A 23392-nucleotide genomic window follows, 5' to 3' on the forward strand; every position below is an offset into this window, starting at 1 on the left:
GCATCGCCTGGCCAACCGGATCACGCAGCGTACGGTGCCGAACTTTGGCGGATGCAAGCGGCCGACTACGAGTACCTCGCGACCCGCACGGAGGTTCACGGCACACCACAGATCGCCCTCGCCGGACCGCCGGCCGAGGCAGTGTGGGAGGCGGAGCCGGCCCCTGCCATGAACGCCCTGGGCATCGCCCTGCATGAGGAGGCGGCGCTGGATCTTCTCCTGGGTGCCCTCGGGTGAAAGGCTCCGCTGGACGACGGACCGGCTGCTGCGGGTATACGTGGTTCGTCCCGCCATGCTTCGTTAGCGGCGTCAACAAATGCAACGTTGATAGCGGCGTGGACCCTGTGTACGGTTGCCCGTATGACGGACACTCCCGCCCCGCAGGCCGGCTCGCTGGTGACCGGCTCTGAGATCGCCAGACTGGCGGGCGTCACCCGTGCCGCCGTCTCGAACTGGCGGCGGCGTTACGACGACTTCCCCACGCCTCGCGGCGGGGGTGCCAACAGTCCGCTGTTCGACCTGTCGGAGGTCCGGACCTGGCTGGACAAGCAGCGCAAGGGGCAGGAAGTCTCCGTAGAGGTGCAGCTGTGGCAGGCGCTGCGCGGAGTCTACGGGGACGACATGCTCGGTGGGCTCGTCCACGTCGCCCTCCTTCTCACCGAGAAGGAGGCACCTCAGGAGCTTCCGGTGGACATCGCTCGGCTCGTGCGGAACCTGGCGGAGAGCGATGGTGCGGCAGAGGTGGTGAGCATCCTCGCGGAGCGCTTCACCGACTCCGTACGCCGGAGCGGATCGGACCAGGTGACCTCGTCGCGGGTCATCCGTGCCGTACGCTACTTCGCCGGTGAGGTGGCACCTGACGCGACCCTCTTCGACCCGGCCTGCGGTATCGGCTCACTCCTGCTCGCCATTGGTCCGCAGCAAGGCCCCAGGCGCCGCGGGCAGGAGTCCGACCCCCGCAGCGCCACGCTCGCCCAACTGAGAGCCGACCTTACTGGGCACACCGGTGTCGACATCGTCAGGGGGGACTCCCTGCGTGACGACCACTGGACGGACCTCAAGGCCGACCTGGTCGTCTGTGATCCCCCGGTCGGAGAATCCGACTGGGGGCGTGAGGATCTGCTGCTCGACTCACGCTGGGAGTTCGGCACGCCGTCCCGGGCCGAAGGCGAACTCGCCTGGCTCCAGCACGCCTATGCGCACACCGCGCCAGGCGGTCGAGTTCTCATGGTTCTGCCCGCCTCGGTCGCCTATCGCAAGGCGGGCCGCCGTATCCGCGCCGAGCTCGTACGACGGGGCGTCCTCACCCAGATCACCGCCCTGCCGTCCGGTACCGCGGCCTCGCATGCCCTTCCCGTCCACCTCTGGCAGTTGCGTCGCCCGCTGACCCCGAAGGATGCCGTCACCAGCGTCCGCATGGTCGATCTGGCGGCGGGCGATCCGGACGGTTCACTGGAACCGGCCCCCGAGCAGATGGCGGAAGTTCCCCTGATCGACCTGCTTGACGATGCTGTGGACCTCACACCCGGCCGTCATGTCGATGATTCGAATCGCGACTACGCAGTCGAATATCAGAGTCTGCGAGGGCAGTTGACCGAACAGGTGAGGCTCCTGGCGGAGTTGCTGCCGGCGTTGGTCGCGGGCGACGGCCCCAGCTCGCTCGACGGGCCCACCGTCAGCGTCGCCGATCTCGCGCGCGCAGGGCTCGTCGAGTACGGCGATCCGGAACCGGTCTCGATCAGCGACCAGCTCGACACCGACTACCTCCAGGGATTCCTGCGCAGCATGGCCAACACCCGGCGCTCCACGAGCACCAGCGGCACCTTCCGCCTTGACGGCAAGGGTGCCCGCATCCCGCAGATGGACATCACCGAACAACGGCGGTACGGGGCGGCGTTCCGCGCGCTTCAGGAGTTCGAGGAGCGAGCGCGCAGAGTGGCGGAACTGAGCCGGGAGGCGGCGATTCTGGCCAGGGACGGTCTCGGCAACGGCGCACTCGCCCCGGAGAACTGACGGGGAGCGTCACCTCGCCGGGCCCGGTCACGCCGAAGTGGTTACGGCACGAACGAACTGGCCGAGCCGCTCCACGTCACGGCCAACGCCTCCCGAGCACGCGTGCACGCGACGAACAGCAGGCACCGCTCCCGCAGCAGATCCGACTCATGCTGCAGCGCGTCCACGGAGGCGGGTGTCACCTCGCGGGCGAACGGAACCGCGCTCGCCGTCACGCCCAGGACGGTGACGCAGCGGAACTCCAGTCCCTTCATCGCGTGCATGGTGGCAAGCCGCACCCCGTCCATGCCGGGCCCCGGGTTGTCCCTGACCCGGACCACCGGGATCCCGGCCGCCACCAGCTTGTCGTACGCCTTGTCGAGCAGCACGTTGAAGCGGGCGCACACGCCTATCTCCGACGGCCGGATGCCCTGTGCGATCCAGTCCTCGACACGTTCGACGAGAGCTGCCACCTCCGCCTGCTCGGAGCCGTACCCGGCGACATGAGGCTGCCGGCCGTGCAGCAGTGAGCGGTAACCGGTGAGGTTGTCGTAGCCCTCGCCGCCCAGGTCGTCGACCGACACCGGGCTGAGGAGACCGGTCGACCAGATCAGGATCTCCTCCGTCGACCGGTAGTTGATGCGGAGACGGTGGGTGCGACCGGTCACCGAGATGCCCAGGGAGCCGAGCGACACCTTCGAGTCGTAGATGCGCTGATGCGGGTCCCCCGTGATGAACAGGTCGTCACTGCCGGGTGCGACCGCGCCGCGCAGCACACGCCACTGGGCGGGGTGCAGATCCTGTGCCTCGTCGACCACGACGTGGTCGTGCGTGGGCGCCGATCCGGCCAGGAGATCGGCCGCACGTGCGCACACCTTCAGATGCGTGGTGGCCTTCTGGGTGCTCAGCATCGACTCGAACAGCTCGACGCCCGCCCACAGCTGGTCGCGTCGCGCCGACGGCAGCGCGCTTCCGCGCCCGCGTCGCAGGGCGGTGCGGTAGGCGTCGGCGGTGCGCAGGTCCTGGGCGAGGATGACATGGCGGTACTCCTGAGCCAGGAACTGCTCCGTCCACGGCAGGCCCAGCTGTTTGACCACACGCTGCCACAGCTGTCGTTCCTCCCGGTCATTGACGGGGGAGGGGGACTTGCTGTCGAGGCGCGTCACGACGCCGTGTGCGTAGGCGTTGACCGTCGTCACATCGACGCGGCCGAGCAGTGAGTCGTCACCGTCGAGGAGCAGGGAGAGGTCCTCGCGCAGTGAGCCGGCCAGCGCGTTGGTGTAGGTGGTCAGCAGGATCCGGGTGTCGGCCGCGCGGGTGAGGAGATGCTTGACGCGGTGCAGGGCCGCGACCGTCTTACCGGTGCCGGGACCGCCCGTGATCTGAACCGGGCCGCCGAAGGACACCCGGTAGGCGACCCGGCGCTGCGAAGGATGAAGGAACACCCGCCAGGCAGTGAACGGCTTCTCCAGGACCTCCGCAAGCTCTTCGGGGCCCCTGACCAGGGTGATGCGGCTTTTGGTGTTGGCGATGGCGACGGCGAGGCTCTCGTCGGGGTCGGGGCCCGCGTCGACCGGACGGCGGACGGCGACCACGTCCCGGTACACCTCGTCGGGGCCGAATCCCTCGGCGAGGTACTGGAGCACCTCACACTGGTCCTCCGGCAGCAGGGTTTCAAAGGCCTTGAGCTGCGCCTTGTCGACGATGGTCCTCACCGCACGCAACACCTGGTCGTCGATGCCGAGATGGCGCAGAACACTGTCCGAATACTTCGCGAAGAGCAGGGAATCGGCGGCGGCAGCCGCCTTCTCCAGCGCCGGAGTCAGCTGCTCGAGGGCGACCACGTTGCGGACTTCGAGCGCGCGCGTCGCGGAGTTCGTCGTGTACAGCCGTTTGGCCGCCCAACTGTACGCGTCGTCATGCCGTACGACGTTGACGAGCAGGAACACGTCACTGCCGTCGTCCGGGGCGAGGACGACACCGCGCCAGAAGTCGTTGATGCGGATGGTCCGCATACGGGTGTCCTGCGCGTTGTGCACCGACTCCAGGTGGAGCCCTTTGTCCGCGTGCAGTTCGGGTACGGAGAGGAGCTGGAACTTCTGCATCGCCTTGCGTACGCCGGCCTTGACGGGCTTCTCAAGGGAGTCGTAGCTCTCCCAGAAACTGTTGGCGAACGCGAGCTGCGGCACGAGGTGAACTCCCCACCCTGGACGGACACTCCGCAGTCGATCATACGCGCGCGGTGTTCACCAGCCGCTGGGCCAGTCCCTCGACGGCTGTGAGCAGTCCTGCGGGTTCCTGATCCAGGTCGAGGGCGTGCTGATGGATGACGACGCCTGCGTGGCGCACCTGGTGCGCGGCGTGCGGGGCATTCCCCTTGGCGTACACGAGATGGCCCTCGCGCAGGCCGAGGGCCGTGCAGTATGCCAGCATCTGGTAGACGTCGGCGCCCGGATAGCCGCCCGGCCGCTCGGCCTTGTACTTGGCGTCCACGACCGCGCACGGGACGCCGTCTGGCCCGTACAGCACGAAGTCCGGTCTCATACGGATCGCCGCGGCCTCGTCCAGGTGGTGCGGGTCCTGAAGGCGGACGGTGTGGCCACCCGGGATCCGGCCCCGGCCCCGCTCCCGGAAGGTCTCGCGCAGGGCGATCGTCACGAAGTCCTCGAAGAGCTTGTTCATGTCGAAGAGGAAGCCGTCGATGCGCAGATCGCCGGGGGCGTGCTCGGCGGAGGCGCCGTCCAGGACGACGCATGCGAGTCGCAGGGCCTGGTGGTAGCGGGAGTTGAGGCGGGTCGGACGCCATTCGGGGATCGGCTGTCCCCGCACGATCGCCGTGACGTCGGTCAGTCGGGCGCGCTGGTGCAGCAGCCGGCGGCGCACGTCGCGCGGCACGCCGGGAAGGCGCAGGAGCCGCTCGACCGCGGTGCCCAGGATGCGGTTCTCCGCGATGTCGGTGGTGAACTCGTCATACGCCACCTCGATCGGCAGCATGGCCCCGAAGCGCCGCCTGATCTGTTCGGCCTCCCTGATCCGGCCGCGGATGACGAGGGCGGACTCCTCGGTCGCCCGGTACCCCTGCAACAGGCCCTGTTGCAGGGCCCGGTCCACCTGCCGCTCCACGGCGTGGGCGAGCGCGGGCAGCAGGTCCCGGTGCTCGGCGACGTCGACCTCGCGGTCTCGCCAACTCCTCGTCGGATCGAGGCTGTAGCCGAGCAGGAAGAAGAGCCGGACGATGGGCACCTTGGGTGTGACGCGTACGGTGACCGGTGTGCTGCAGCCCGGTGCCGTGACGGCCACGGCCCCGACCCTGCTGCCGGCCCTCAGCGACCAGAACCCGGGCGTGTACGGGTCGGGGGCCGCGTCCACGACGCCTGAGGCGGCGAGGGCACGGCCGACGGCGTCTGGCAGGGCGAGACGCGTCGCCTTCGCGTGCTCGACCAGTTCGACGGACCGCACGGCGTCCTCTGCGGACGTCACCCCTGCGACTCCCGCAGCGCGGCCAGCCCGTACCGCTTCTCGATGTCCAGGCCCTCGCCGTAGTGATGTTCCTCCAGCAGGGGCAGGATCTTCGTCCGCCAGGTCCGCTCCAGGCCGCCCTCCCGGTAGACGCCCTTCTTCATCAGGTACGAGGGCCCGATGCGGAAGTCGGCTTCGTCGATGCGCGAGTTGAGCGCATCGAGCAGGTCCGCGGGCTCCGCGTTCTTGCCCTCCCTGGCCAGCCAGCGGCGCAGCAGACCACGTGTGGGCTCCGTACGCGGCGACAGTTCGACGAAGGCGAAGCGGCGGCGCATCGCAGCGTCCACGAGGGCGATGGACCGATCGGCGGTGTTCATCGTGCCGATCACGAACAGGTTCGGCGGCAGCGCGAAGTCGTCGCCGGAGTAGGTGAGCCGCACCGACTTGTTGCGGTACTCCAGCAGGAAGTACAACTCGCCGAAGACCTTCGCCAGGTTGGCCCGGTTGATCTCGTCGATGATCAGAAAGTGCGGGATGTGCCGGTTGCCTTCGCGCGAGGCCAGATCAGCGAGTTCGCGCAGCGGACCCGCGGTGAGCCGGAAGGCGACTTCCCTGGTCTGCGGGTCCTCTTGGGGCCGGAATCCCTCGAAGAAGTCCTCGTAGGCGTACGAAGGGTGGAACTGGACAAGCTTGACCTGCTCCGGCCCGCCGCCCAGGAACTCGGCCAGTTTCAGCGCGAGAAAGGTCTTTCCCGTGCCGGGGGGTCCGTACAGCACCAACTGCCGCTCGTCCGCGAGCAGATCACGCACCTCCCGCAGCCATGAGGCGTCGTGCACGAGGAGCTCGTCCGCCAGTTCGTCCGTAGGATCGGGTAGCTCGAGCTCACGACGGGCGACGATGGCCGGGATCTCGACGCTCGGGTCCCGGTCTATGGCCGCGGCTTCCTCCGTCAGCTCTTCGTCGCTCCGGCCCAGCCCTTCGACGAGGGCCTGGACGGGGGTCAGGTCGACGACGTCGTGCTGGATCGAAAGCTTCTGCTGGAGGGCCTCCGGCAACTCGTCGTACGGGACTCCGGCGGACCTCCACCTGGCCCTCCGGCGCAGATTGGACAGCCCACCCTCGGACTCGACCTGCTCGGCCTCACCGGTGACCGTGCCCACGTACAACTGCCCGTCGGAGATGGCGCAGAGGGTGTCACCCAGCCGCATCTGGGTCAGGAAGCAGTGCAGCTCGTCGACCATGGCCTGCTTCTGGCTGTACGAGGTGGTGGCGTCGTACCCCTCCTGTACGTACTGCCGCAGCATGCTCTTGGTGGGGTCCGCCTCGTCCACCTGCGGCAGATGCGTGGCCGAGAGCGTCACCCACCCCTCGGGTACCCACAGTCGCTTCACCAGGTCGCGCCCGGACACGTTCGAGCCGCGCACCAGCCAGGTCTTGTGCGCGGTGCGCCACGAGCTCCCGAGGTAGTCGACGAGCGGGAAACCTTCCTCCGTGCGCCATTGCGCCAAGCCGTCCGTGCTGCGCCCTGCCACCACGGAGGCGGCAGCGGAGGGGGAGTTGCACTCGATGTCCCGTGTCGTCTCCCAGTGATCCGGCCACCGGCCCGACTCCCTGCGGATACCGCCGTCCGCCACCAGCCGCTCCCGTTGGGCCGCGGGGTACGGCGGGATGCCGGGGGTCTCCTCGGGTTGCACGGGTGAGCCGGCGAGGACGAGGAACTTCAGACTTCCGTTCATCCCCTTCTCGGGCAACACCCGCCCCCGGGCCTGCGGCCCCCCGTTGGGCAGGGTCAGCAGGAACTCCGGGTACTCGTCGGCCATGAACCTGCACCTCACACCACTGGTCCGATCTTGCCTGCAGCGTAGCGCGAGCCACTGACAGACCGTCTGCGGACAGTGGTTCCCCGCTTCCTAGGATGTGCATTCGACCAAGGGAGGGGATCACATGACGGACAACAGCAGGGAAGGGGCGTCGGAGAGTGGTTTTCGGCGGGGGCGCGCGGAATGGCTGGAGACGAGGGTCGGGGACCTCGCCGATGTGATGGAGGAGGCCGGGGCCCGCCTGTGCAAGGTGCTTCCCTCCGACCTCGGAGATCAGCGCTTGGTCGCGGCGGTGACGCTGGCGAGGGTGGCGGCGGACGAGGCGCGGGCCCAGTCTGTGGCCGAGAGTGTCAGCTGGCTGGAGCGGCTTGTCCCTGGCGGGCATCTTCACGACTTGGCGGGAGCGGTACGCGAACTCCGGTCGCGTCTCGCGTCGAGCGGCGAGCCCGCGCTCTGGTCGTGGAACGCCGAGGGGTGGGAGGAGATGCTGCTCTGGTGGTGGAGGCGGAGTCAGCCTCGCACCGGTGACCCGGAACGCGACTTCGCGGAGTGGCGGTCGCGCTGGTCGGCGGATGTTCCGTGGAACGGTGACATCGACCGTCCCGAGAGTGCGCCACGCAGACACGGCCGCGCGCTCGTCACACCGGCCGAGTTCTTCGCCCGCGAGCCCGAACCGCTGGCGCTCCTAACACAGGCCGTTCTCATGGCGCCCGCCACGGCCGCCGCAGTCCAGGACGCCGTGCTGCTGCGCGAGGAGCAATTACAGGGTGCCGGGCACCTGGGGTGGCTGGCCGAGCAGCAGGCGCGCGTCGAGCATCTCGAAGCGTGGCGTCGTAGGCACCAGACCGCGGGCTCCGAGTCGACGCGGGCCTTCCTCGCGGAGTTGTCGGAGGCGGTCAAGCGGTACATGTCGCTCGTGCTGCAGCCGGTGATCGACGCTCTCTCCCCGTGCGAGCGAGCCCTTCTGAGCGACAGCAGGAACGGGGCACGACGTTCCGCCGCCGACTACCTGGACGCTTTCCTGGACGCGCAGGTGCAGCCCGGCGAGGAAGCCTGGTGCGACGAGCGGCTGAGTACGGACGTCGAGCGGCAGGCAGGCGAACGCCATGAACGGGGCGATGCGACCTGGCACGGCATGGCGGGCTCGGTCCCGGTCTGGTACCACGTCATCGGCTCCAGGGAGGAGAGGGCGGCAGCCCTGGCCTACTCCGGGCAACCGTCGGCATCCGTGGTCCGAGTCAGGACCGGCGTGGAGGAACCGGGTGAGGCCTTCGGCCTCTTCGACGACCTGTGGGCCGAGTCGGAGGAGTGGTACCCGGAGCCCGGCGTCGAGATCCGCTATGACGCGGACAGCGTGTTCGACCTGTGCGCTCTGCTGGCGGTTGCCCAACTCGGCCACGCTCGACTGGAGTTCATCGTCCCGAGGGCCGACGGGAGTTTCCAGCGGCTTCGATCGGTGCGCGCGCGCCTTCGTGCGGACGACACCGGCGCCTGGCGCCGCTGGGCGCTCGCTGCACTGTCGGAATTGGTCCCCGATCCGGAAGACCTGGCCGACATGATGGCCCGTGAGGATGACGACAGCACGGACGGCAGCGACGCGGCGGACGCCCGTTCGAGGTCCCAAGACCGCCCCTCGCCCGACCCCTCTACCCGAGCCGCGGGTGAAGGGCTGCCGGCCGCGCTCCTCAGCAAGGTCAAGGCGTTGCTGAGGAAGGCGGAGAACGAGGCCGCCACCGAGGAGGAGGCCCGCGTCTACCTCGACAAGGCCACCGAACTCATGGCCAAGTACGGCATCGAGCAGGCCATGCTCGACGACGTCTCCGAACCGGGCCGACCGGTGGACCGGATCGTCGATCTGCATCCTCCCTATGTCAAGGAGGCGAGGCGACTTCTCAGCCGGATCGGCTATGAGATGCGCTGCCGGTCCGTGTACCCGGGGGGCAAGGACAACCGGCACCGAGTGCACCTCTTCGGTTTCGAGGCCGACATACAGGCAACCGAGGTGCTGTTCGCGAGCCTGCGTCTGCAGATGCTCGACGGGGCGGACCGCGCGGACCGTCTGCACCGTCCGCTGGGTGAGGACGCGCGCGCCTACAAGCGTTCCTGGATGCTCGGCTTCATCCGGGAGGTGACCGCACGGATCGGTGCCGCCCAGAAGGCCGCGAGGGCAGCCGCCGAGCAGGGAGGCGAAATGGACGGCAAGGGAGCGGGCGGCCGCAGCGTGGCCCTGGTTCTGGCCGACCGGACGACGGTGGTCGAGGCACGCCTCGCCGCCCAGTACCCGAAGCTGAACAAGACCCGTCCGACGAAGTTCAAGGGCACCGGCTACTGGCAAGGGGTCGCCGACGGGCGGGATGCCGACATCGGTGGTCCGGCCTTCGACGAAGAGGGCCAGGCCGCGCAACTCGCGTAATGAATCCATCCACGTGTTGAGCGGTGACCAAGAGGGGTGTGGGCCGGGGGAGACACCCGGCCCACAGTCTCGCCGCTCAATCGGCCGTCAGACGTCGTCGGGGAGCAGCCGGAAGGAGGGCTGCCCGGTCAGTGGTCGCATTATGCGAAAGTGGCCGTCCGTCGTGAAGATATCGGCCGTCTGGAAGGCCGCAGCCAGGGCGACGTTCATCGCGTCCGCCAGACCCACTCCCGCACCCCCGTTCGCGTCGACGTACCCGCGCATCACCGCCATGGCACTTCTCAGATGCGGTGCGATGTCGGGGATCTCGAACCGGCGGGCCTCCGCCTGGCCGGTGATGAAGTCCAGCGCGTTCATGGCGGCCTTGGTGCCGACTCGTGAGGTCAACAGGTAGTCCAGTTCGGTGAGCACCATGGGTGAGACCACGAGGTGCCCCGTTCGTGCGAGAGCTTCCCGGTGAGCGGAGTGGCGGGGGTCCTTAGGCGTGAACAGCCGGTACAGGGCGTTCGTGTCGGCGATCGCGACTGGGATGTCAGTCATCGGTCCCCTCGCCCAGATTTTCGCCCATACCCCGTAGCGTCGCCTCGATCTCCTCGTCGTCGAGCACGGGCCCGCCCAGGTCCGGGATGTCCAGGTCGCCCATGGGGTCGGTGCGGAACGGGTACGCGGGCCGGCCCATCAGTGCACCGCGGGGCACGATGTCTCCTATGGGGACGCCGTCCTTGGTGATGGTCACCGTCTCCCCTGCGGCGACTCGGGCCAGGACACGCGATGTCTGCTGGTTGAGCTCCCTGAGCGGGACCTCCGCGCTGTCACTCATTCGTCCAATGTACTACTCGTTCTACATGGCTGCAGTGCGCGGCCACTGTTCGGCACCGGGGTGGGGGAATACGCGGGTCCTCCTCCGTCAGGTCATTGACCAGCGCCCCTGCTCCGCCGGAGACGCCGTCTGGACCTCGCAGGTGTCTTCCTTCGCGTGCGGCATGGGGCTCCCCGGTGTGGAGTGCGCCGGACCAACCGGCTGTGGAGTTCCGGGTTCGTCCGGGGGCAGGAGGAGCGCCAGCGGCTGCGGCCGTCGGAGCCGGGACCGCTGACCTCCGCGCGCTATCTCGTTGCGGCCCTCGGCGAAGGCGTCGACGTTGTAGCGGTTGGGCGAGCCAGTGGCGCAGCTGCTCGTCGACGAGTGCACAGGTCCGCACGCAGTCGGTCCGGCTGGTGACCACCATGCGGTAGCGGCGGGTGTCCATCGTGCTGCTCCTCACGTGTACGGGAGACGGCGGCGTGGTTCAGGCGGTGGCGGCGGCCAGGACGCGAAGCAGTTCACTCACGTCCAGGTGCCAGGCCCGTACCTCGGCGGGCGTAGGGGGCAGGTCGTACGTGTGGTAGTGACAGGCGGCGCTCAGGCCGGACCAGACGGTGTACCACTGGCGCGCGACCGAGGGACTGGCGTACCACTGCAGGCAGAGCATGCGGGTGCGGCCGGTGCTGCGGGTCATGCGAGGGCTTACCGACCGCCAAAACGCGTCGAGGGTCTCGTCGAGGGCCAGCCGGAGCAGGGTGGCCGCGGCGCGCGCCCGGACACCGGGGGAGAGCGTGGTGTCGTCCGGGGGATTGAGCAATTGGTCTGCGGCCGCCAGGAGTTCGTTCGTGGGGAGAACGCGGGTGGAGCGCCCGGGAGTCGTCATCGGGCCAGCACCTCCTTGGCGAGGCGCTTCGTACGGTCGACCAGGGCCAGTCGGTCACCGACGGGCGTGGTCGGTGCCTGGTGTGACGCCTGGTTCAACCCCTGGATCAACTCCCGGGCCCACGGGCCGTGGTCACGGGCGACGGCGTCCAGCACGTCGCGCCCCTCCTTGCCCCGCATGCCCATTGCGAGGGCCGCGAGGCCGGTGAGGGGCCCTGGCCGGGTGACCCGCTCCTGGACGTCGCGCTGGCCGACGCCGGCCTCGCGCAGGGCCCGCCGCGCGGTGTTCTGGTAGGCGGCCTCCAGCGCCAGACGGCACATCGAGGGGAGCACCCGGTCGGCGACTTCCGGCGGCAGGTGCGGATCGAGCGCGATGGCCCGTGCCTCCGCCAGGGCCTGGCTCACCGGGTCGCTGACGGAGGAGACGTGAACGACCGAGTCGGTCTGCCGGGATACCCGCATGACCGTCGCCCTCAGCCCGAGGCGTTGGACGGCCTCTTCGAGCCGGGTGTCGTGGGTGAAGACGACGACCTGCCGGTGCTGCGCGTACAGGTCGAGGACCTTGGCCAGGCCGTCGACCTTCTCCGGGTCCATGGACTGCACCGGGTCGTCGATGACCAGGAAGCCGAAGGGGCTGTCCTGGTGGGTGGCGCGCGGAATGAACAGGGAGAGGGCGAGTGAGTGCAGTTCGCCCTGGCTCATCACGCCGAAGGCGGGCGCGTCGGCATCGTCCACGGAGACGGGGAGGCTGACCTGCCGCTGCGGACCGACACCCGTGAGCCCGATCGCACCCAGCGAGACGCTGCTGCGTTCGCACAACAGCCGCCAGATCTGCCCGGACTGGTCGGCGAACGGCTTGAACCGGGCGTCCCGCAACTCGTCGGTGAGCGCCCGCACCCAGTCACGTACGGCCTTGACCTGCTTGCGGGCGGGCTTCGCCGCCTGCGCGGCCTCCGCCTGCCCCAGCCATGCGGACAGGCGTACGGCCACGGGCTGCCAGCGGCCGTCCTGCGCCGTGACGCGTCGGCGGGCGTCTTCACGGACCTGATCACAGGCGTCACCGAGGACCGCCTCGGCGCGTTCCGCACGGTCGGCCAGCTCGCGCGGGTCACGAACCGTGCGGCAGGCGACCAGATCCCGCCAGAGCGCGGCGAGGGATGGCTCGTCGGCCTGGAGCCACACAGGGGCCGGACGCATCAGATCGTGCACCTCCCGCACCGCGTTCACGAGTTCGCGGTGTGCCGCCTCGGCCTCGGAGGCCTCCGACTGGAGCCTTTCGACCTGCGCGCGCGTTCGTTCCGCCCAGGAGCGGTCCAAGAGGTCGGTGCTGCCGCATACGGGGCAGTCGGAGACCTCGGGGTGGCGGCGGCGGTGTTCCAGCGCGGTGTCGAGCAGTTTGATCAACTGCCGGGCATCCTCGGCGGACCCGTGGCGTGCGTCGTCGGCCGCGGCGTCCGCCGAGCGCAGCCGGGTCACGGCCTTCGCGATCAACGGCCGGTCCGGGCGCTCCAGATCGGCCAGCCGACGCAGTCGGGCGAGGTGCGCCTCGTCGGCGGCGCCGTGGCCCTTCAACAGGGCCCGGACGGCGTCCAGGTCGGGGCTCCTGCCGGAGAGGGCTGTGATCGCCTCCTTGGCCCGCGGGTCGTCCACCTCCGACAACTCCAGGATCACGGTGGCGGTGAGGGCTTTCGCGGCGTTCTCGGTGTCGGTGAGGGTCTTGGCCCGAGCCCGTGCCGCCGCGTCGGTGTCACTGAGCAGTTCGAGGCCGAGGATCCGGGAGATCTCGTCGTGCAGGGTGGTCAGCGGCCCGTTGATCACCGCACCGAGCTGGGTGTACGGGAGGAACGGCCGGTACAGCGACAGTTGCTCGGCGTCGATCACGTCGTGCACGTCTTCGCCGGTGGACTGTCCGGCTTACTCCACGACGGTACGAGACTCCTCAAGCCCTTCGCCGTGCCAGATCCGGCGTACGGTCACGGGCTCCTTGGCGCCCTCCCCGTCACTGCCGGCGTCGAAGCAGAGCTCCACAGCGACCTCGGGGGCGGAGTGCTCGTGGAGGTTGCGCCAGCCCTTCTTCCATACCTGAGTGCGCCCCTGCCAGCGGAAGTTGTCGCCCGTCAGGGCCATCTCCGCTGCCTCGGCGAAGCTCGACTTGCCGGAGCCGTTGCGGCCCGCCACCAGCGTCAGACCGGGGCCGGGATTCAGCCGGACGGTGGCGGCAGGCCCAATGCCGCGCCAGCCGGAGGCCGTGATGGACCGCAGGTACACGGCCCCGGAACGGCGACCGTTCCGGGGCTGAGCGGCAGGCAGCAGATCGCGCAGCAGGGCCTGCTCCTCGGCGGAGAGCCCTGATCCGGGCAGACGGGCGAGGAGCAGGTCACGGAGGCTGGTGGTGTCGGTCATGGCTCGACTTCCTCGGGTTGCTCTGGGTGGCTGCGGCGGGCGTGCCCAAGGTGACGCGAGGGGACGGTGAGCCGTGGTCGATCCGAGCATGACGGAAGCGTGTTAGCGATGTCAACAGGCTTATGTGAATTCACGACGGTCGTGCGTGTGTACGTGCGTTCGACACGCACGCCCGGGACGGACGTGTGTTCGGTTAACGATTAACCGAGCCGGCCTCCGCACCGCCTCACTGCCCAGAACTGTCGTCGCCGACTGGGCAGCGTGTGATGGTCAGCGCAGTGATGAGCCCATCCACGCCGTCGCCTGCTCGGGCGTGGTGCGGTTATCTACGCCGAGGACGTGGATCGTGGCCAACAGGCCTTTGGGGCCATGTACTTGCAGGGTTCGCTGGGCGTGACTGCCCGGCTATGGATGGACGATGACGGCCATCGGGGCGGCGGCGGGTGCGTAACCGCTGCTGTAGGTGTGGAGTTGGCGGATGGCGGCCGCGCTCACGCCGTGGCGCTTCAGCGCAGCTCCGCCCACTCCGTCAACGGGAACTGGGACAGCACCTTGTTGCGATCGCTATCGGCAGCCGACTCCACCTCCGCCGCGGCGGTCCGGTCGAACGCGGCCGCGGCCGGGCGCACATCCACTCCGTTCGCATGAGGAGGGCGTCGCTGACGCTGCCGCCTGCTGACGCCGAACTCGTGCGTACGGAGTTGGACCCGTTGTTGCGCCCGAACAAGTCTGATCGTCACTGCTCGCTGCTTGGCTCCGACCGGGGCGATACGGTGTGGGCGAAGCCTGAGTCCGGTGGGGGGACGCATGTCATTCCAGACGCCGATCACGATTGCCAGCGCGCTGGAGAGGATCCATCGCCGAGAGTACGTGTTGCCGGCTATTCAGCGTGAGTTCGTCTGGTCGCGCGACAAGATCACGCGGCTGTTCGACAGCCTGATGCGTGGATATCCGATCGGCTCGTTCCTCATGTGGCAGGTCCACGAGGGCAACGCCGGCCGCTTCGCCTTCTACGACTTCATGCGCGACTACCACGAGCGCGACAACGCCCACTGCGCGCCGACGGGTCCGCTCGGCAGCCGGGCCGTCACGGCGATCCTCGACGGTCAGCAACGACTGACGGCTCTGAACATCGGTCTCTGCGGGTCGTTCACGGGAAAGCTCCCGCGCATGTGGGCGAACAACCCACTCGCCTACCCGAAGAAGATCCTCTACCTGAATCTCCTGCACCGTGGTCAGGACGACGACCTGGGCGTCGAGTACGATTTCCGGTTCCTCACGCAGGAGGAAGCCGCAGCGGGGACCGAAGCCGGCGACGTCCACTGGTACCGCGTTCAGGATGTGCGCGAACTGCGCACCGCCGGGGACCTCATCCGCGCGCTTCGGCGCCACGGAGTCGCGGACAACGACACCGCCGGCGACGTGTTGACCCGCCTCCACGAAGTCATACACGTCACCCCGACGGTGACCTTCTTCCTCGAGGAAGCGCAGGAACTCGACAAGGTCCTCAACATCTTCATCCGGGTCAATTCGGGAGGCGCCGTCCTCTCCTACTCCGACCTCCTGCTTTCAGTGGCCACCGCGCAGTGGGCCGAGCGGGACGCCCGCGAGACCATCCACCGGCTTGTCGACGAACTCAACGGGATCGGGCAGGGCTTCGCCTTCAGTAAGGACCTCGTCCTCAAGACGGGGCTGGTGTTGCTGGGCAAGGGTGACATCCGCTTCAAGGTGGACAATTTCGACCGCGAGACCATGACCAACCTGGAGAAGCACTGGGCCGACATCGAGGGGACTCTTCGCCTCAGCGTGGCACTACTCGCCGACTTCGGGTTCTCCGGTGTCACCCTCACGGCCAACAGCGTGGTCATTCCTCTGGCTTACTACCTCCATCGCCGCAACCTGGCGGACAACTACCGCACCTCGGACGCATTCAGGGACGACCGCGCGGCGATCCGCCGATGGCTCCAGCGCTCGCTCATGAAGTCCGGTGTGTGGGGCAGCGGGCTGGACCGGCTGCTCACCGGCCTGCGAGCGACTCTGGAGAAGGAGGGCGCACAGGGCTGGCCGACCGAGGCCATCGAACGTGAAATGGCACGGCAGGGCAAGTCACTTCGTTTTGAGGCCACGGAAATCGACGACCTCCTGGACCTCAGGTACGGATCGAAACGCCTGTTCCCGATGCTCGCCATGCTGTACCCGGGCGTCGACACCCGCGATCACTTCCAGGAAGACCACATCTTCCCGCGCAGCGTACTGCGGTCTCGGGTCAAGCTGCGCGCAGCCGGCCTGCCCGAGGATGCGCTGTCTCTGGTCGAGGACCGTGCGGACAGAGCGGCCAACCTGCAACTGCTCAGAGGGCCCGAGAACAACTCGAAGCAGGACGCTCTGCCGACCGTCTGGCTTCAAAGGCACTTCAAGTCGGTTGCCGAGCGCGAGAGCTGGTTGCGGGAGTACGACGCCACAGGTCTGCCTGAAGATCTGACAGGGTTCCTGGAGTTCTACGACGCACGCCGGGAGCGTATGCGGCAGCGCCTCGCGAGCCTCCTAGAAGTGCACCCCCGCGCGGACGAGGAGCCGACCGTCGTCACGCAGGAGGCCGCGCAAACCGTGCCGGACGACGAGCCCGATCCCGGGAACGAGGGGCTGTAGCCCTGGAGAAGAAGGCAGGCTGACTTGGTCGACGAAAAGGACCTGCGGAGCAAGGCACTAAGAACGGAATCCCGGGTGCGGGGAATGATGCTCGGGCTGGCCGTCGGTGACACTCTGGGAGCAGCTCGGGGCAACTTGCCGGCGAGCGGTCCGCTGCGGGCCGGCGTCAGCACGCAGCTGGCCTGCTTCACCGCCGAGGGCGTCATCCGCGCGATGGTGCGCGGCGGCCACAAGGGGATCTGCCATCCGCCGGGGGTCGTCCTGCACGCCTACTGCCGGTGGGCGGCCCTCCAGGGCATCGAAGTGGAAAGGATGCGGCGCCGGTGGGCTTCCGGCAACGGCGATGGGGAGTGGCCGGACGGCTGGCTCGCGGGCGTGCCCGTCCTGGCCGAGCGGCGTGGCAGCGCTCCGGCGACGGTGACGGCCCTGTCCCGGATCGAGGGCAACGACGAGCCGTCGGCCACCACGAGCCGGGGCTGTCATGCGCTGACCCGGTCGCTCCCGATCGCGGTTGCCGGAATCGGCTGGGCCACGCAGGCCGGCGAGTTCGCCGCACTCACTCACGGCGACTCGGCCGCGCAGTCCGCCACCGCCCAGGCAGCCGTACTGCTTCACCACTGCCTCACCAACGCCCCGCCGGAGCACGATCACAGGGGTCTCTCGGACCGCCCCGTGCAGGAGGCGATGGAGGCAGGGATCGCCGGGCTCCCCTCCTATGGCGAACGAACGGCCACCGACGAACACGGGCGCCTCCTGGCGGCATTCCAGCACGCCGTCGACCAGCCTGCGGAGGCGGCACTGCTCGCTCGCCTCGCACCGGACGCCACGGCGCCCTCGGCCCTGCTCGGCGGGATCTACACGGCGGCATCGTTTCCCGGCCGTGCCCAGCTCAGAGCCGCGTTGGAGTTCGCGGCGGGTGCACCGGACGGTGCCTCAGTCGCCTGCGTCACCGGGGCCCTGCTCGGTGCCGTACACGGTGTCGAGGCACTGCCCGTGGACCTGGTGAGCCGTCATGAACTGGCCTGGGTGCTCGACACTCTGGCGCGCGACATGCTGAGCGAGATCGTCGACTCGCCCAGCGGCAGTGAGTACGTCCCAGGCTGGGACCCGTACTGGTGGGACCGCTACCCCGGTTGGTGACTCGCCGCCTCACGGAGAGGAGCGCAGCCCGGTTCGCCCCGGGCCGGGAGAGACCTCGGCCCAGACGGCCTTGCCGCCGGGCGGGTACGGCTCGATGGCCCAGCAGTCGGCCAGCGCGGCGACCACGAGCAGGCCGCGGCCGGACTCGTCGTCCGGCCCCGGTTCCGGAGGGAGTGCGGGCAGCCTCTCGCCGCGGGTGTCGGTGGCCTCGATGTGTACGAAGCCCGTCGCCTCGCCGAGCGTGAGGGTGAGCCTGAAGTCCCGGCCCTGTACTCGCCCATGCAGCGCGGCGTTGGCGGCGAGCTCGGCGACGACCTGCTCGACGCGTTCGGTGACAGCCGGTGATACGGCCCAGGTGCGGAGTTCTTCGACGGCGAGCAGTCGGGCGAGGCGGGCTCCGCGGCGGGTGGAGGACAGGCGCTGCGCGAACATGTATACGGTGGGGGCGAGTTGCGATGTAGTCGCGTTCATGGGGCCACGGTGGCGGTGGGGCGGGGGTGTGCGCCAGCGACTCGGCCCGTACGGTGCGTCAGCGTACGGGCACGTTCTGTGGACGGTACGGGGATCTTGCCGTCACTGTGGGTGCTGTCGATCGCGGGGATGCCGCAGAGGACGTACGCACCTGGAGGTGGCCGCGTATGACGGACAGCAGCGACGTGACGGCTTGCGACTGGGAGCGCGAGCCCGACCCCTCCGACAGTCTGCGGACCTTCGGGGCCGTCGTCCAGGCCCTGCGGGAGCACGCCGGACTCAGCCGGGTGGACTTCGGGGCGCGGGTCAGGTTCTCCAAACACACTGTGGAGTCAGTGGAGTTGGGGCGGCGGATGCCCGACGAGTCGTTCGTCGAGCGTGCGGAGGAGGCGCTGGGCAACACTGGAGCGCTGCGGAAGGCGGCCGGGCATCTGACGCGGGGCGAGGCGGGGCTGGCGGCCTGGTTCCGGCGGTGGGCCCGGCTGGAGAAGGTCGCGGTGAGCCTGTACACGTACGAGTGCAGGCTGGTGCCGGGGTTGTTGCAGTCGGAGGGGTATGCGCGGGCGGTGTTCGAGGGCACGATTCCGGTGGTCACGGACGAGGAGCTGGAGACCCTGCTCGCCGTCCGGATGGAGAGGCAGCGGATGCTGCACGAGCGGCCGACCGTGCCGTTCAGCTTCATTGTCGAGGAGCACGTGTTCTGGCGGCGCTTCGGGAACGTGGAGCAGATGCGGGCCATGCTGGACCATGTGCTGGAACACAGCGCGCCGCGCAACGTGACGCTTCAGATCGTTCCGTTGGAAGCGGGGTTGCATGCGTGTCTTGATGGGCCCGTGCAACTTCTGGAGACACCGGAGCGGCGTCGGCTCGCCTACTCGGAGGGGCAGCAGAACGGACGCCTGATTGCCGACCCGAAAGAGGTAAGTCTCCTCTACCAGCGCTATGACAAACTGCGCTCGCAGGCCCTGAACCCCGAAGACTCGCGGGGCCTGTTGGAGCGACTGCGAGGAGAGCTATGAGCACGACCGAACTCGCCTGGTGCAAGTCCAGCTACAGCGGCAGCCAGGGCGACAGCTGTGTAGAGGTCGCCGTCACTGAGCTGGCCATCCACGTACGGGACTCCAAGGACGTGACGCGACCTCACTTCGCCGTCGGGCGTGAGGAGTGGTCGCGGTTCGTGGGGTTCGTGGCGGAGGCCTGAGCGGAGCGGCGTGCGCGGTGGCGCTCAGAAGATCTTGCAGAGCGTCATCGCACGCATGTCGACATCGCCCGGTGACCCGAGGACGGAGCTGCGGCCCACGTAGATGGTGTCCCACTGCGAGGTTCCGACCGGCCACGTGCCGGAACTGATGAGCAGGCCGCCGGAGAGATCGGGGCCCGTTGTGCTGGCGTCCGGTATGCCGAGGGTGGCTGGTTCGGCCGAGGCGCCGGGCTCTCCCTCTTCGCCCTTGGCGCCGCGTTCGCCTTGTGGCCCCTGTTCGCCCTGAAGGCCCTGCGGTCCCCGTGCCCCTTCCGGCCCCGCCGGGCCCCGCGCGCCGGTCGCGACGAAGTAGGCGCCGGCCACCGCTCCCGCCGTGCCCGACAGGGTGACGACGACTGCGGTGGCGGCTATGCCGATTGCGACGCGACGATGGTTCGCTCTCATGATCTTTCCCCCGGTGCAGTGGTGGTTGTGGGGCTGTAGGCCGCAAAAGCGAGGGACTGTTCCCGCTTCCGGATTTGCCCCAGTTCGATGGGTCGCAAGCCGTGCGGCCGTCCGAGGCGCTTGAGGATCGAGTCGAAGTACGGCACTGGTGTGTGCTCGGAGGCGATCACGAGGGAGGAGAGCAGAACCCCGTGGGGCGAGGTGGGGCTGTCCACGGCGACGAGGATCGATTCCCTGGCCTTGTCGGAAAGGTCCGTCGACTTGAGCCCGGCGGCAGCGGCGAGCGTGTGCCAGCCGATGCAGACCTGGCGTCGGGCGGCATCGATCAGCGACGCTCGTGCGGCGTCCACCACCTTTGCTCTGGTGGTCCCCAGCTTGGACCAATGCGTCCGGTCCTCCTCAGCGGGGCGAGCGGCGGGAACGCTTTGGGGCGTACCAGTGTGCTGGGCGTAAGCACGGCCGCTCGCGGCCCACCAGGCGGCCTCCACCGTGGGGGTGCTGGCGTCAGGTACCCAGCCCAGTTCGGCCAGCACTTCGCCGAAAAATGGTGCGGGTCCGGTTAGCCGACCTTCATCCTTCACCAAGGCCGATAGCAGGCCGCGGCCGGGGACGTAGGGTCTGTCCACTGCGGCCAGGAGTCTGACCTGGTCCCTCGCTGACAGTGCGGAGCACGGGATGCCCTGCTTCCTGAGCAGTGTCTTCCACTTGATGACGCTGCGTCCGTTGGCGACGAGTTTCAGATGCTCGCGGAAACGAGCCACGATCTGATCCTCGTTCAACTTGAGGGTGGTGCCGTTCCCGCCCGAGACGGTCGGGGGCAGCTGAAGTGCCGGTACTGCCTCGTTGTGGGCGAGGGCGTAGGCAGTTCTCCGCTCGCGTTCCCAGATCTCCGCGACCTTCGCTTCGGACAGGTCGGATCTCCAGCCGAGGCCGGCGAGGACGTCGGCGAAGTACGGGGCGGGTGCGTCCGGGGCGAGGGCTGGTTTGACGAGCGCCGAGAGCACGGGCTTGCCGTCGGCTCGGGGGTAGTCGACGGCGATGAGCAGGCGGACGCGTTCCTCCGGAGTGATGTCGCCGGGTGCCGCTCCCGCGTGGCTGACGAGCGTCTCCCAGTTGACGAGGCCCCGGGCGCGGGCGACGAGCTCCAGCCTTGAGCGGACGGCCCGGATCGTCTCGGCCTCATCGAGGGGGAGGGGACGGGGTGTTGAGGCGGCCGCCGGTTCGATCGTCGTGGGCGTTGGTGGGGGTGGCTCGGGTGGCGGCGATGCGGGGCGCAGGTCCGGCCAGCGGGAGTCGGTCTGCTGGGGTAGGGGCGAGGCACCGTCGGCGCGTATGAGCCAGGCGGGCTCGGAGGGGGCCGCTTCGGTGAGCGGCAGCAGGTGGGCTGAGGAGTAGATGACGTGCAGTTGGTGAGGAGGAGGGGCGGGGTGGCCGTGCGGCAGGGTGATCCGGGCCCGGACGACGGCCGAGCCGAGCGGCTGGACGTCGGCCTCGTAGAGGCGTACGGCGGTGCCGTCCGGGTCAGGGTGCGGTGCCGGGAGTTCGGTCGCTGCGGTGAAGGCGATGGTGCCTGGAGCCAGCGGGAAGGACACGGGCGTAGGGGCGGGAGCGGGCGTGCTGCTCGCGGGCGGTTCGGCGTCGAGGCGGGGCGTGATGATCCCCTCTTTCGACAGGCGGCACTCGGTGAGGGCCGACCACGCGAGGCTGTTGTCCGGGTACTGCGTGCCGACGTACACCTCGCGGGTATCGCCCTGGGTGCGGCAGGAGATGCGGATGGCATGTCCGGCGGCGTCCACCTCGTTGTGCGAGAGCCCGCAGTAGGGTCCGTACGCCCAGTGGACGTGCGTGTGCCGGTCGGCGAGGCGTTCGCGGGTCTCCTGCCACTCGCGGAGGGAGAGACGGGCCAACTGGACCCGGATGAGCCGGGACCGGCCGTGACCGAACCGGACCTCGACGGCCCCACCGTGGACCGAACCGGGGGCCAGGTACGTGACCTCGGCGTCCTGGTATCCCTGCCGCAGCAGCCAGCGCCGCAGCGCCTGCCCGATGTAGAGGTGGTCGGCGCTGGCCTCACCGGTCTCCGTGCGGCGGCAGTGAACGGGCGGCCGGTGCGCGAAGTGGCACTTCTTCTCCGTGTACCGCTTCGGAGTCAGCTTCTTGCCGCAGCCGCCGAGCAGGACGCCGCAGTAGAAGTCGTCGCGGGTCCGGCCTCGCATGAACCCGTCGAAGTCGTCGTGGTCGTACGGCAGGAACACCGGCCAGTCCGACTCGGCCTGACCGATGACCGCCGTCTGAACCTTGCGGGTGTCTTCTTCGGAGGTGGGCGAGACCATCCTGGCTCCTGGCTCGGGCAGCGGCGGCGGTTGGGTCAGGCAGGGCGGCGGGGGGCTTGGCCTGGTGGTGGGGTGAGAGTGGAGATATACCCGAACAGGCCGCGCCCGTAAGCGAATCCAAGGACGTGACGCGATCTCACTTCGCCCTCATGCGGGAGGAGTGGTCGCGGTTCGTGGGGTTCGTGGTGGGGGCCTGAGCCGTGTTCGTCCCGGCGGTCGTGTGGGGACGTCCACCGCCGGGACACCATGTCAGCGGAGGTCGGGTCCACCCGCCTCGACTATCTCGTCGAGCAAGCTGATCGCTTCGTCGGCGTCGTCCGGGACGTCCGGGCCGGTGTCGGGAAACGATCCTGATGCTTCCTCGTCAGCGAGATGCGGGTACTTCTCCAGGAGGAACCGTCGCCGGTACGCCATCTCGGCGGCGTCGACGATCCCCTCCAGAGTGGCCCAGTTCAGTGTGCTGCCCATGACGACCCCGAGGGCGGGTACGGCCTTGCCGAGTCCCTTCTTGGTGAGGCGGAAGTGGAGTGCCTTCGCGAACTGAGAGGAGACCTTGCCGACAAACGTCTCGTTCAGTACCTTCCAGGTCTTTCCTCTGAAAAGCGCTTGGGTGAGCTTCGAGAGGTCCGCCATCGCGGCATTCTTGGCGGTGGCCGAACTTGCCGTACCCACGTTGATCACAGACATCACAAAAAGCTTCTCGGCAGGCTCTTCGGGGTCGTAACCGTAGAACAGCGAGACCTGGCCGACGGCTCGGGACGCGAGCCCGAGGACGAATGCGGCATCGGCGATGAAGGCACCGGTGATCGCACCTCCCGAAGGCGCCGCCGCGGCGCCGGCGGAGGCGGCGATCGCGAGCTGTCCCCCGGAGATCGCGAATGCAGCGCCTGCTCCCGAGAGCGCTGCGGCGGCAGGAAAGTACCAGCTCGCCGCCCGGCCGCGGACCGCCTCGACCTTTTCGAGGTCGAGGCGGCGCAGGTCGGACAGCGATGCGACGTCATGCCCGCGTTTGTTGTGGAGCGCCACCACCCGCTTGCGGGAGAGTCCCGCTCGCGATACTCGTCCCACCGTCCGCCGTACGGACTGAACGGCGGTGCCGCTCCAGTCCGGCATGGCGTCGGCGGCTCCGCGAGCGGTTGCGCCCACCTTGGAAGCGCCCTTGGCGACGAATTCCTGGCCACGCGAAACCGCCGATGCGGCCCGTGGGTGGTTCTCCAGTTGCTTCGCGGCACGCTTGCCGAGTTGTGTAACGCCGTTGGCCACGTGCTCGCCGGCGTTTTGCATCGCTTGTGACAGTGGGCGGCTCTTGAACTGCTGGATGGCACGCCATGCGTTGAGTTCGTACTCCGAAGGCTGCTGCGGGTTGCTCATAGTCCGTGGCGT

19 protein-coding genes are annotated in these 23392 nt (G+C 68.9%); 7 read left to right on the plus strand and 12 right to left on the minus strand.

Going from position 1 to position 23392, the window contains the following annotated elements:
* Positions 1 to 51: 51 nt before the first annotated feature.
* Complete coding sequence (locus tag ACFYZ8_RS14650; RefSeq protein ID WP_388532610.1) at positions 52 to 237, plus strand: DUF2399 domain-containing protein; 186 nt, start codon at positions 52 to 54, stop codon at positions 235 to 237.
* Between the two features lie 123 nt (positions 238 to 360).
* A complete protein-coding gene (locus ACFYZ8_RS14655; protein ID WP_388532612.1) occupies positions 361 to 2013 on the plus strand; it encodes an N-6 DNA methylase in 1653 nt (550 codons plus the stop codon).
* 41 nt (positions 2014 to 2054) lie between these two features.
* Here ACFYZ8_RS14655 and ACFYZ8_RS14660 read toward each other — a convergent pair whose 3' ends face one another.
* Genes ACFYZ8_RS14660 through ACFYZ8_RS14670 form a run of 3 tightly spaced genes read right to left on the minus strand, consistent with a single transcriptional unit; the run spans position 2055 to position 7271 of the window.
* Positions 2055 to 4181 carry a UvrD-helicase domain-containing protein gene (locus tag ACFYZ8_RS14660; protein ID WP_388532614.1) on the minus strand — a complete coding sequence of 709 codons (2127 nt, stop codon included), beginning with the start codon at positions 4179 to 4181 and terminating at the stop codon, positions 2055 to 2057.
* 40 nt (positions 4182 to 4221) lie between these two features.
* Positions 4222 to 5472: an McrC family protein gene (locus ACFYZ8_RS14665; protein ID WP_388532616.1), complete on the minus strand. Its 1251-nt coding sequence runs from the start codon at positions 5470 to 5472 to the stop codon at positions 4222 to 4224.
* Positions 5469 to 7271 carry a DUF4357 domain-containing protein gene (locus ACFYZ8_RS14670; protein ID WP_388532618.1) on the minus strand — a complete coding sequence of 601 codons (1803 nt, stop codon included), beginning with the start codon at positions 7269 to 7271 and terminating at the stop codon, positions 5469 to 5471. The genes ACFYZ8_RS14665 and ACFYZ8_RS14670 overlap by 4 nt, the downstream gene beginning before the upstream one ends.
* Positions 7272 to 7395: 124 nt before the next feature.
* Here ACFYZ8_RS14670 and ACFYZ8_RS14675 point away from each other — a divergent pair, with 124 nt between their 5' ends.
* Positions 7396 to 9684: a DUF2786 domain-containing protein gene (locus ACFYZ8_RS14675; RefSeq protein WP_388532620.1), complete on the plus strand. Its 2289-nt coding sequence runs from the start codon at positions 7396 to 7398 to the stop codon at positions 9682 to 9684.
* Positions 9685 to 9771: 87 nt separating this feature from the next.
* Here the strand turns inward: ACFYZ8_RS14675 and ACFYZ8_RS14680 are convergent, their stop codons facing one another.
* The 5 genes from ACFYZ8_RS14680 to ACFYZ8_RS14700 all read right to left on the minus strand — a co-directional run bounded on the left by ACFYZ8_RS14680 (position 9772) and on the right by ACFYZ8_RS14700 (position 13771).
* A complete protein-coding gene (locus tag ACFYZ8_RS14680) occupies positions 9772 to 10224 on the minus strand; it encodes a PIN domain-containing protein (protein ID WP_388532622.1) in 453 nt (150 codons plus the stop codon).
* The gene (locus tag ACFYZ8_RS14685) at positions 10217 to 10504 is read right to left on the minus strand and encodes a type II toxin-antitoxin system Phd/YefM family antitoxin (protein WP_388532624.1); all 288 of its coding nucleotides are present in this window, start codon (positions 10502 to 10504) and stop codon (positions 10217 to 10219) included. The genes ACFYZ8_RS14680 and ACFYZ8_RS14685 overlap by 8 nt, the downstream gene beginning before the upstream one ends.
* 466 nt (positions 10505 to 10970) lie before the next feature.
* Complete coding sequence (locus ACFYZ8_RS14690; RefSeq protein WP_388532626.1) at positions 10971 to 11369, minus strand: hypothetical protein; 399 nt, start codon at positions 11367 to 11369, stop codon at positions 10971 to 10973.
* Positions 11366 to 13258, minus strand: a complete 1893-nt coding sequence (locus ACFYZ8_RS14695; RefSeq protein WP_389049812.1) for a chromosome segregation protein SMC — start codon at positions 13256 to 13258, stop codon at positions 11366 to 11368. The genes ACFYZ8_RS14690 and ACFYZ8_RS14695 overlap by 4 nt, the downstream gene beginning before the upstream one ends.
* A 24-nt stretch (positions 13259 to 13282) precedes the next feature.
* Entirely contained in the window at positions 13283 to 13771 is a 489-nt protein-coding gene (locus ACFYZ8_RS14700) for an AAA family ATPase (RefSeq protein ID WP_389049814.1), read from the minus strand.
* Positions 13772 to 14578: 807 nt separating this feature from the next.
* On the opposite strand from ACFYZ8_RS14700, the gene ACFYZ8_RS14705 reads away from it, so the two are divergent.
* Positions 14579 to 16420: a DUF262 domain-containing protein gene (locus ACFYZ8_RS14705; protein WP_388532630.1), complete on the plus strand. Its 1842-nt coding sequence runs from the start codon at positions 14579 to 14581 to the stop codon at positions 16418 to 16420.
* Positions 16421 to 16504: 84 nt separating this feature from the next.
* A complete protein-coding gene (locus ACFYZ8_RS14710) occupies positions 16505 to 17560 on the plus strand; it encodes an ADP-ribosylglycohydrolase family protein (RefSeq protein WP_389049816.1) in 1056 nt (351 codons plus the stop codon).
* A gap of 9 nt (positions 17561 to 17569) precedes the next feature.
* On the opposite strand, the gene ACFYZ8_RS14715 is transcribed toward ACFYZ8_RS14710, so the two are convergent.
* Positions 17570 to 18031, minus strand: a complete 462-nt coding sequence (locus ACFYZ8_RS14715; protein WP_388532634.1) for an ATP-binding protein — start codon at positions 18029 to 18031, stop codon at positions 17570 to 17572.
* A gap of 167 nt (positions 18032 to 18198) precedes the next feature.
* Here ACFYZ8_RS14715 and ACFYZ8_RS14720 point away from each other — a divergent pair, with 167 nt between their 5' ends.
* Complete coding sequence (locus ACFYZ8_RS14720; RefSeq protein WP_388532636.1) at positions 18199 to 19050, plus strand: Scr1 family TA system antitoxin-like transcriptional regulator; 852 nt, start codon at positions 18199 to 18201, stop codon at positions 19048 to 19050.
* Positions 19047 to 19232 carry a DUF397 domain-containing protein gene (locus tag ACFYZ8_RS14725; protein ID WP_388532638.1) on the plus strand — a complete coding sequence of 62 codons (186 nt, stop codon included), beginning with the start codon at positions 19047 to 19049 and terminating at the stop codon, positions 19230 to 19232. The genes ACFYZ8_RS14720 and ACFYZ8_RS14725 overlap by 4 nt, the downstream gene beginning before the upstream one ends.
* Positions 19233 to 19256: 24 nt before the next feature.
* Here the strand turns inward: ACFYZ8_RS14725 and ACFYZ8_RS14730 are convergent, their stop codons facing one another.
* The 3 genes from ACFYZ8_RS14730 to ACFYZ8_RS14740 all read right to left on the minus strand — a co-directional run bounded on the left by ACFYZ8_RS14730 (position 19257) and on the right by ACFYZ8_RS14740 (position 23380).
* Positions 19257 to 19676 carry a hypothetical protein gene (locus ACFYZ8_RS14730; protein WP_388532640.1) on the minus strand — a complete coding sequence of 140 codons (420 nt, stop codon included), beginning with the start codon at positions 19674 to 19676 and terminating at the stop codon, positions 19257 to 19259.
* Positions 19673 to 22009, minus strand: coding sequence for a competence protein CoiA family protein (locus ACFYZ8_RS14735; RefSeq protein ID WP_388532642.1), 2337 nt, complete (start codon positions 22007 to 22009; stop codon positions 19673 to 19675). The genes ACFYZ8_RS14730 and ACFYZ8_RS14735 overlap by 4 nt, the downstream gene beginning before the upstream one ends.
* A gap of 249 nt (positions 22010 to 22258) precedes the next feature.
* Positions 22259 to 23380 carry an EcsC family protein gene (locus ACFYZ8_RS14740; protein ID WP_388532644.1) on the minus strand — a complete coding sequence of 374 codons (1122 nt, stop codon included), beginning with the start codon at positions 23378 to 23380 and terminating at the stop codon, positions 22259 to 22261.
* Positions 23381 to 23392 lie beyond the last annotated feature (12 nt).

This window comes from Streptomyces sp. NPDC001668, assembly GCF_042893155.1.
In the GTDB taxonomy this organism is placed as follows: domain Bacteria; phylum Actinomycetota; class Actinomycetes; order Streptomycetales; family Streptomycetaceae; genus Streptomyces.

What these genes read in the sequence shown, in the direction of transcription:
- ACFYZ8_RS14675 (WP_388532620.1), top strand. Translation starts at nt 7,396, where the DNA reads ATGACGGACAACAGCAGGGAAGGGGCGTCGGAGAGTGGTTTTCGGCGG.
- ACFYZ8_RS14680 (WP_388532622.1), bottom strand. Translation starts at nt 10,224, where the DNA reads ATGACTGACATCCCAGTCGCGATCGCCGACACGAACGCCCTGTACCGG.
- ACFYZ8_RS14725 (WP_388532638.1), top strand. Translation starts at nt 19,047, where the DNA reads ATGAGCACGACCGAACTCGCCTGGTGCAAGTCCAGCTACAGCGGCAGC.
- ACFYZ8_RS14710 (WP_389049816.1), top strand. Translation starts at nt 16,505, where the DNA reads ATGATGCTCGGGCTGGCCGTCGGTGACACTCTGGGAGCAGCTCGGGGC.
- ACFYZ8_RS14655 (WP_388532612.1), top strand. Translation starts at nt 361, where the DNA reads ATGACGGACACTCCCGCCCCGCAGGCCGGCTCGCTGGTGACCGGCTCT.
- ACFYZ8_RS14685 (WP_388532624.1), bottom strand. Translation starts at nt 10,504, where the DNA reads ATGAGTGACAGCGCGGAGGTCCCGCTCAGGGAGCTCAACCAGCAGACA.
- ACFYZ8_RS14740 (WP_388532644.1), bottom strand. Translation starts at nt 23,380, where the DNA reads ATGAGCAACCCGCAGCAGCCTTCGGAGTACGAACTCAACGCATGGCGT.
- ACFYZ8_RS14720 (WP_388532636.1), top strand. Translation starts at nt 18,199, where the DNA reads ATGACGGACAGCAGCGACGTGACGGCTTGCGACTGGGAGCGCGAGCCC.
- ACFYZ8_RS14705 (WP_388532630.1), top strand. Translation starts at nt 14,579, where the DNA reads ATGTCATTCCAGACGCCGATCACGATTGCCAGCGCGCTGGAGAGGATC.
- ACFYZ8_RS14700 (WP_389049814.1), bottom strand. Translation starts at nt 13,771, where the DNA reads ATGACCGACACCACCAGCCTCCGTGACCTGCTCCTCGCCCGTCTGCCC.
- ACFYZ8_RS14650 (WP_388532610.1), top strand. Translation starts at nt 52, where the DNA reads ATGCAAGCGGCCGACTACGAGTACCTCGCGACCCGCACGGAGGTTCAC.
- ACFYZ8_RS14670 (WP_388532618.1), bottom strand. Translation starts at nt 7,271, where the DNA reads ATGGCCGACGAGTACCCGGAGTTCCTGCTGACCCTGCCCAACGGGGGG.
- ACFYZ8_RS14690 (WP_388532626.1), bottom strand. Translation starts at nt 11,369, where the DNA reads ATGACGACTCCCGGGCGCTCCACCCGCGTTCTCCCCACGAACGAACTC.
- ACFYZ8_RS14735 (WP_388532642.1), bottom strand. Translation starts at nt 22,009, where the DNA reads ATGGTCTCGCCCACCTCCGAAGAAGACACCCGCAAGGTTCAGACGGCG.
- ACFYZ8_RS14715 (WP_388532634.1), bottom strand. Translation starts at nt 18,031, where the DNA reads ATGAACGCGACTACATCGCAACTCGCCCCCACCGTATACATGTTCGCG.
- ACFYZ8_RS14730 (WP_388532640.1), bottom strand. Translation starts at nt 19,676, where the DNA reads ATGAGAGCGAACCATCGTCGCGTCGCAATCGGCATAGCCGCCACCGCA.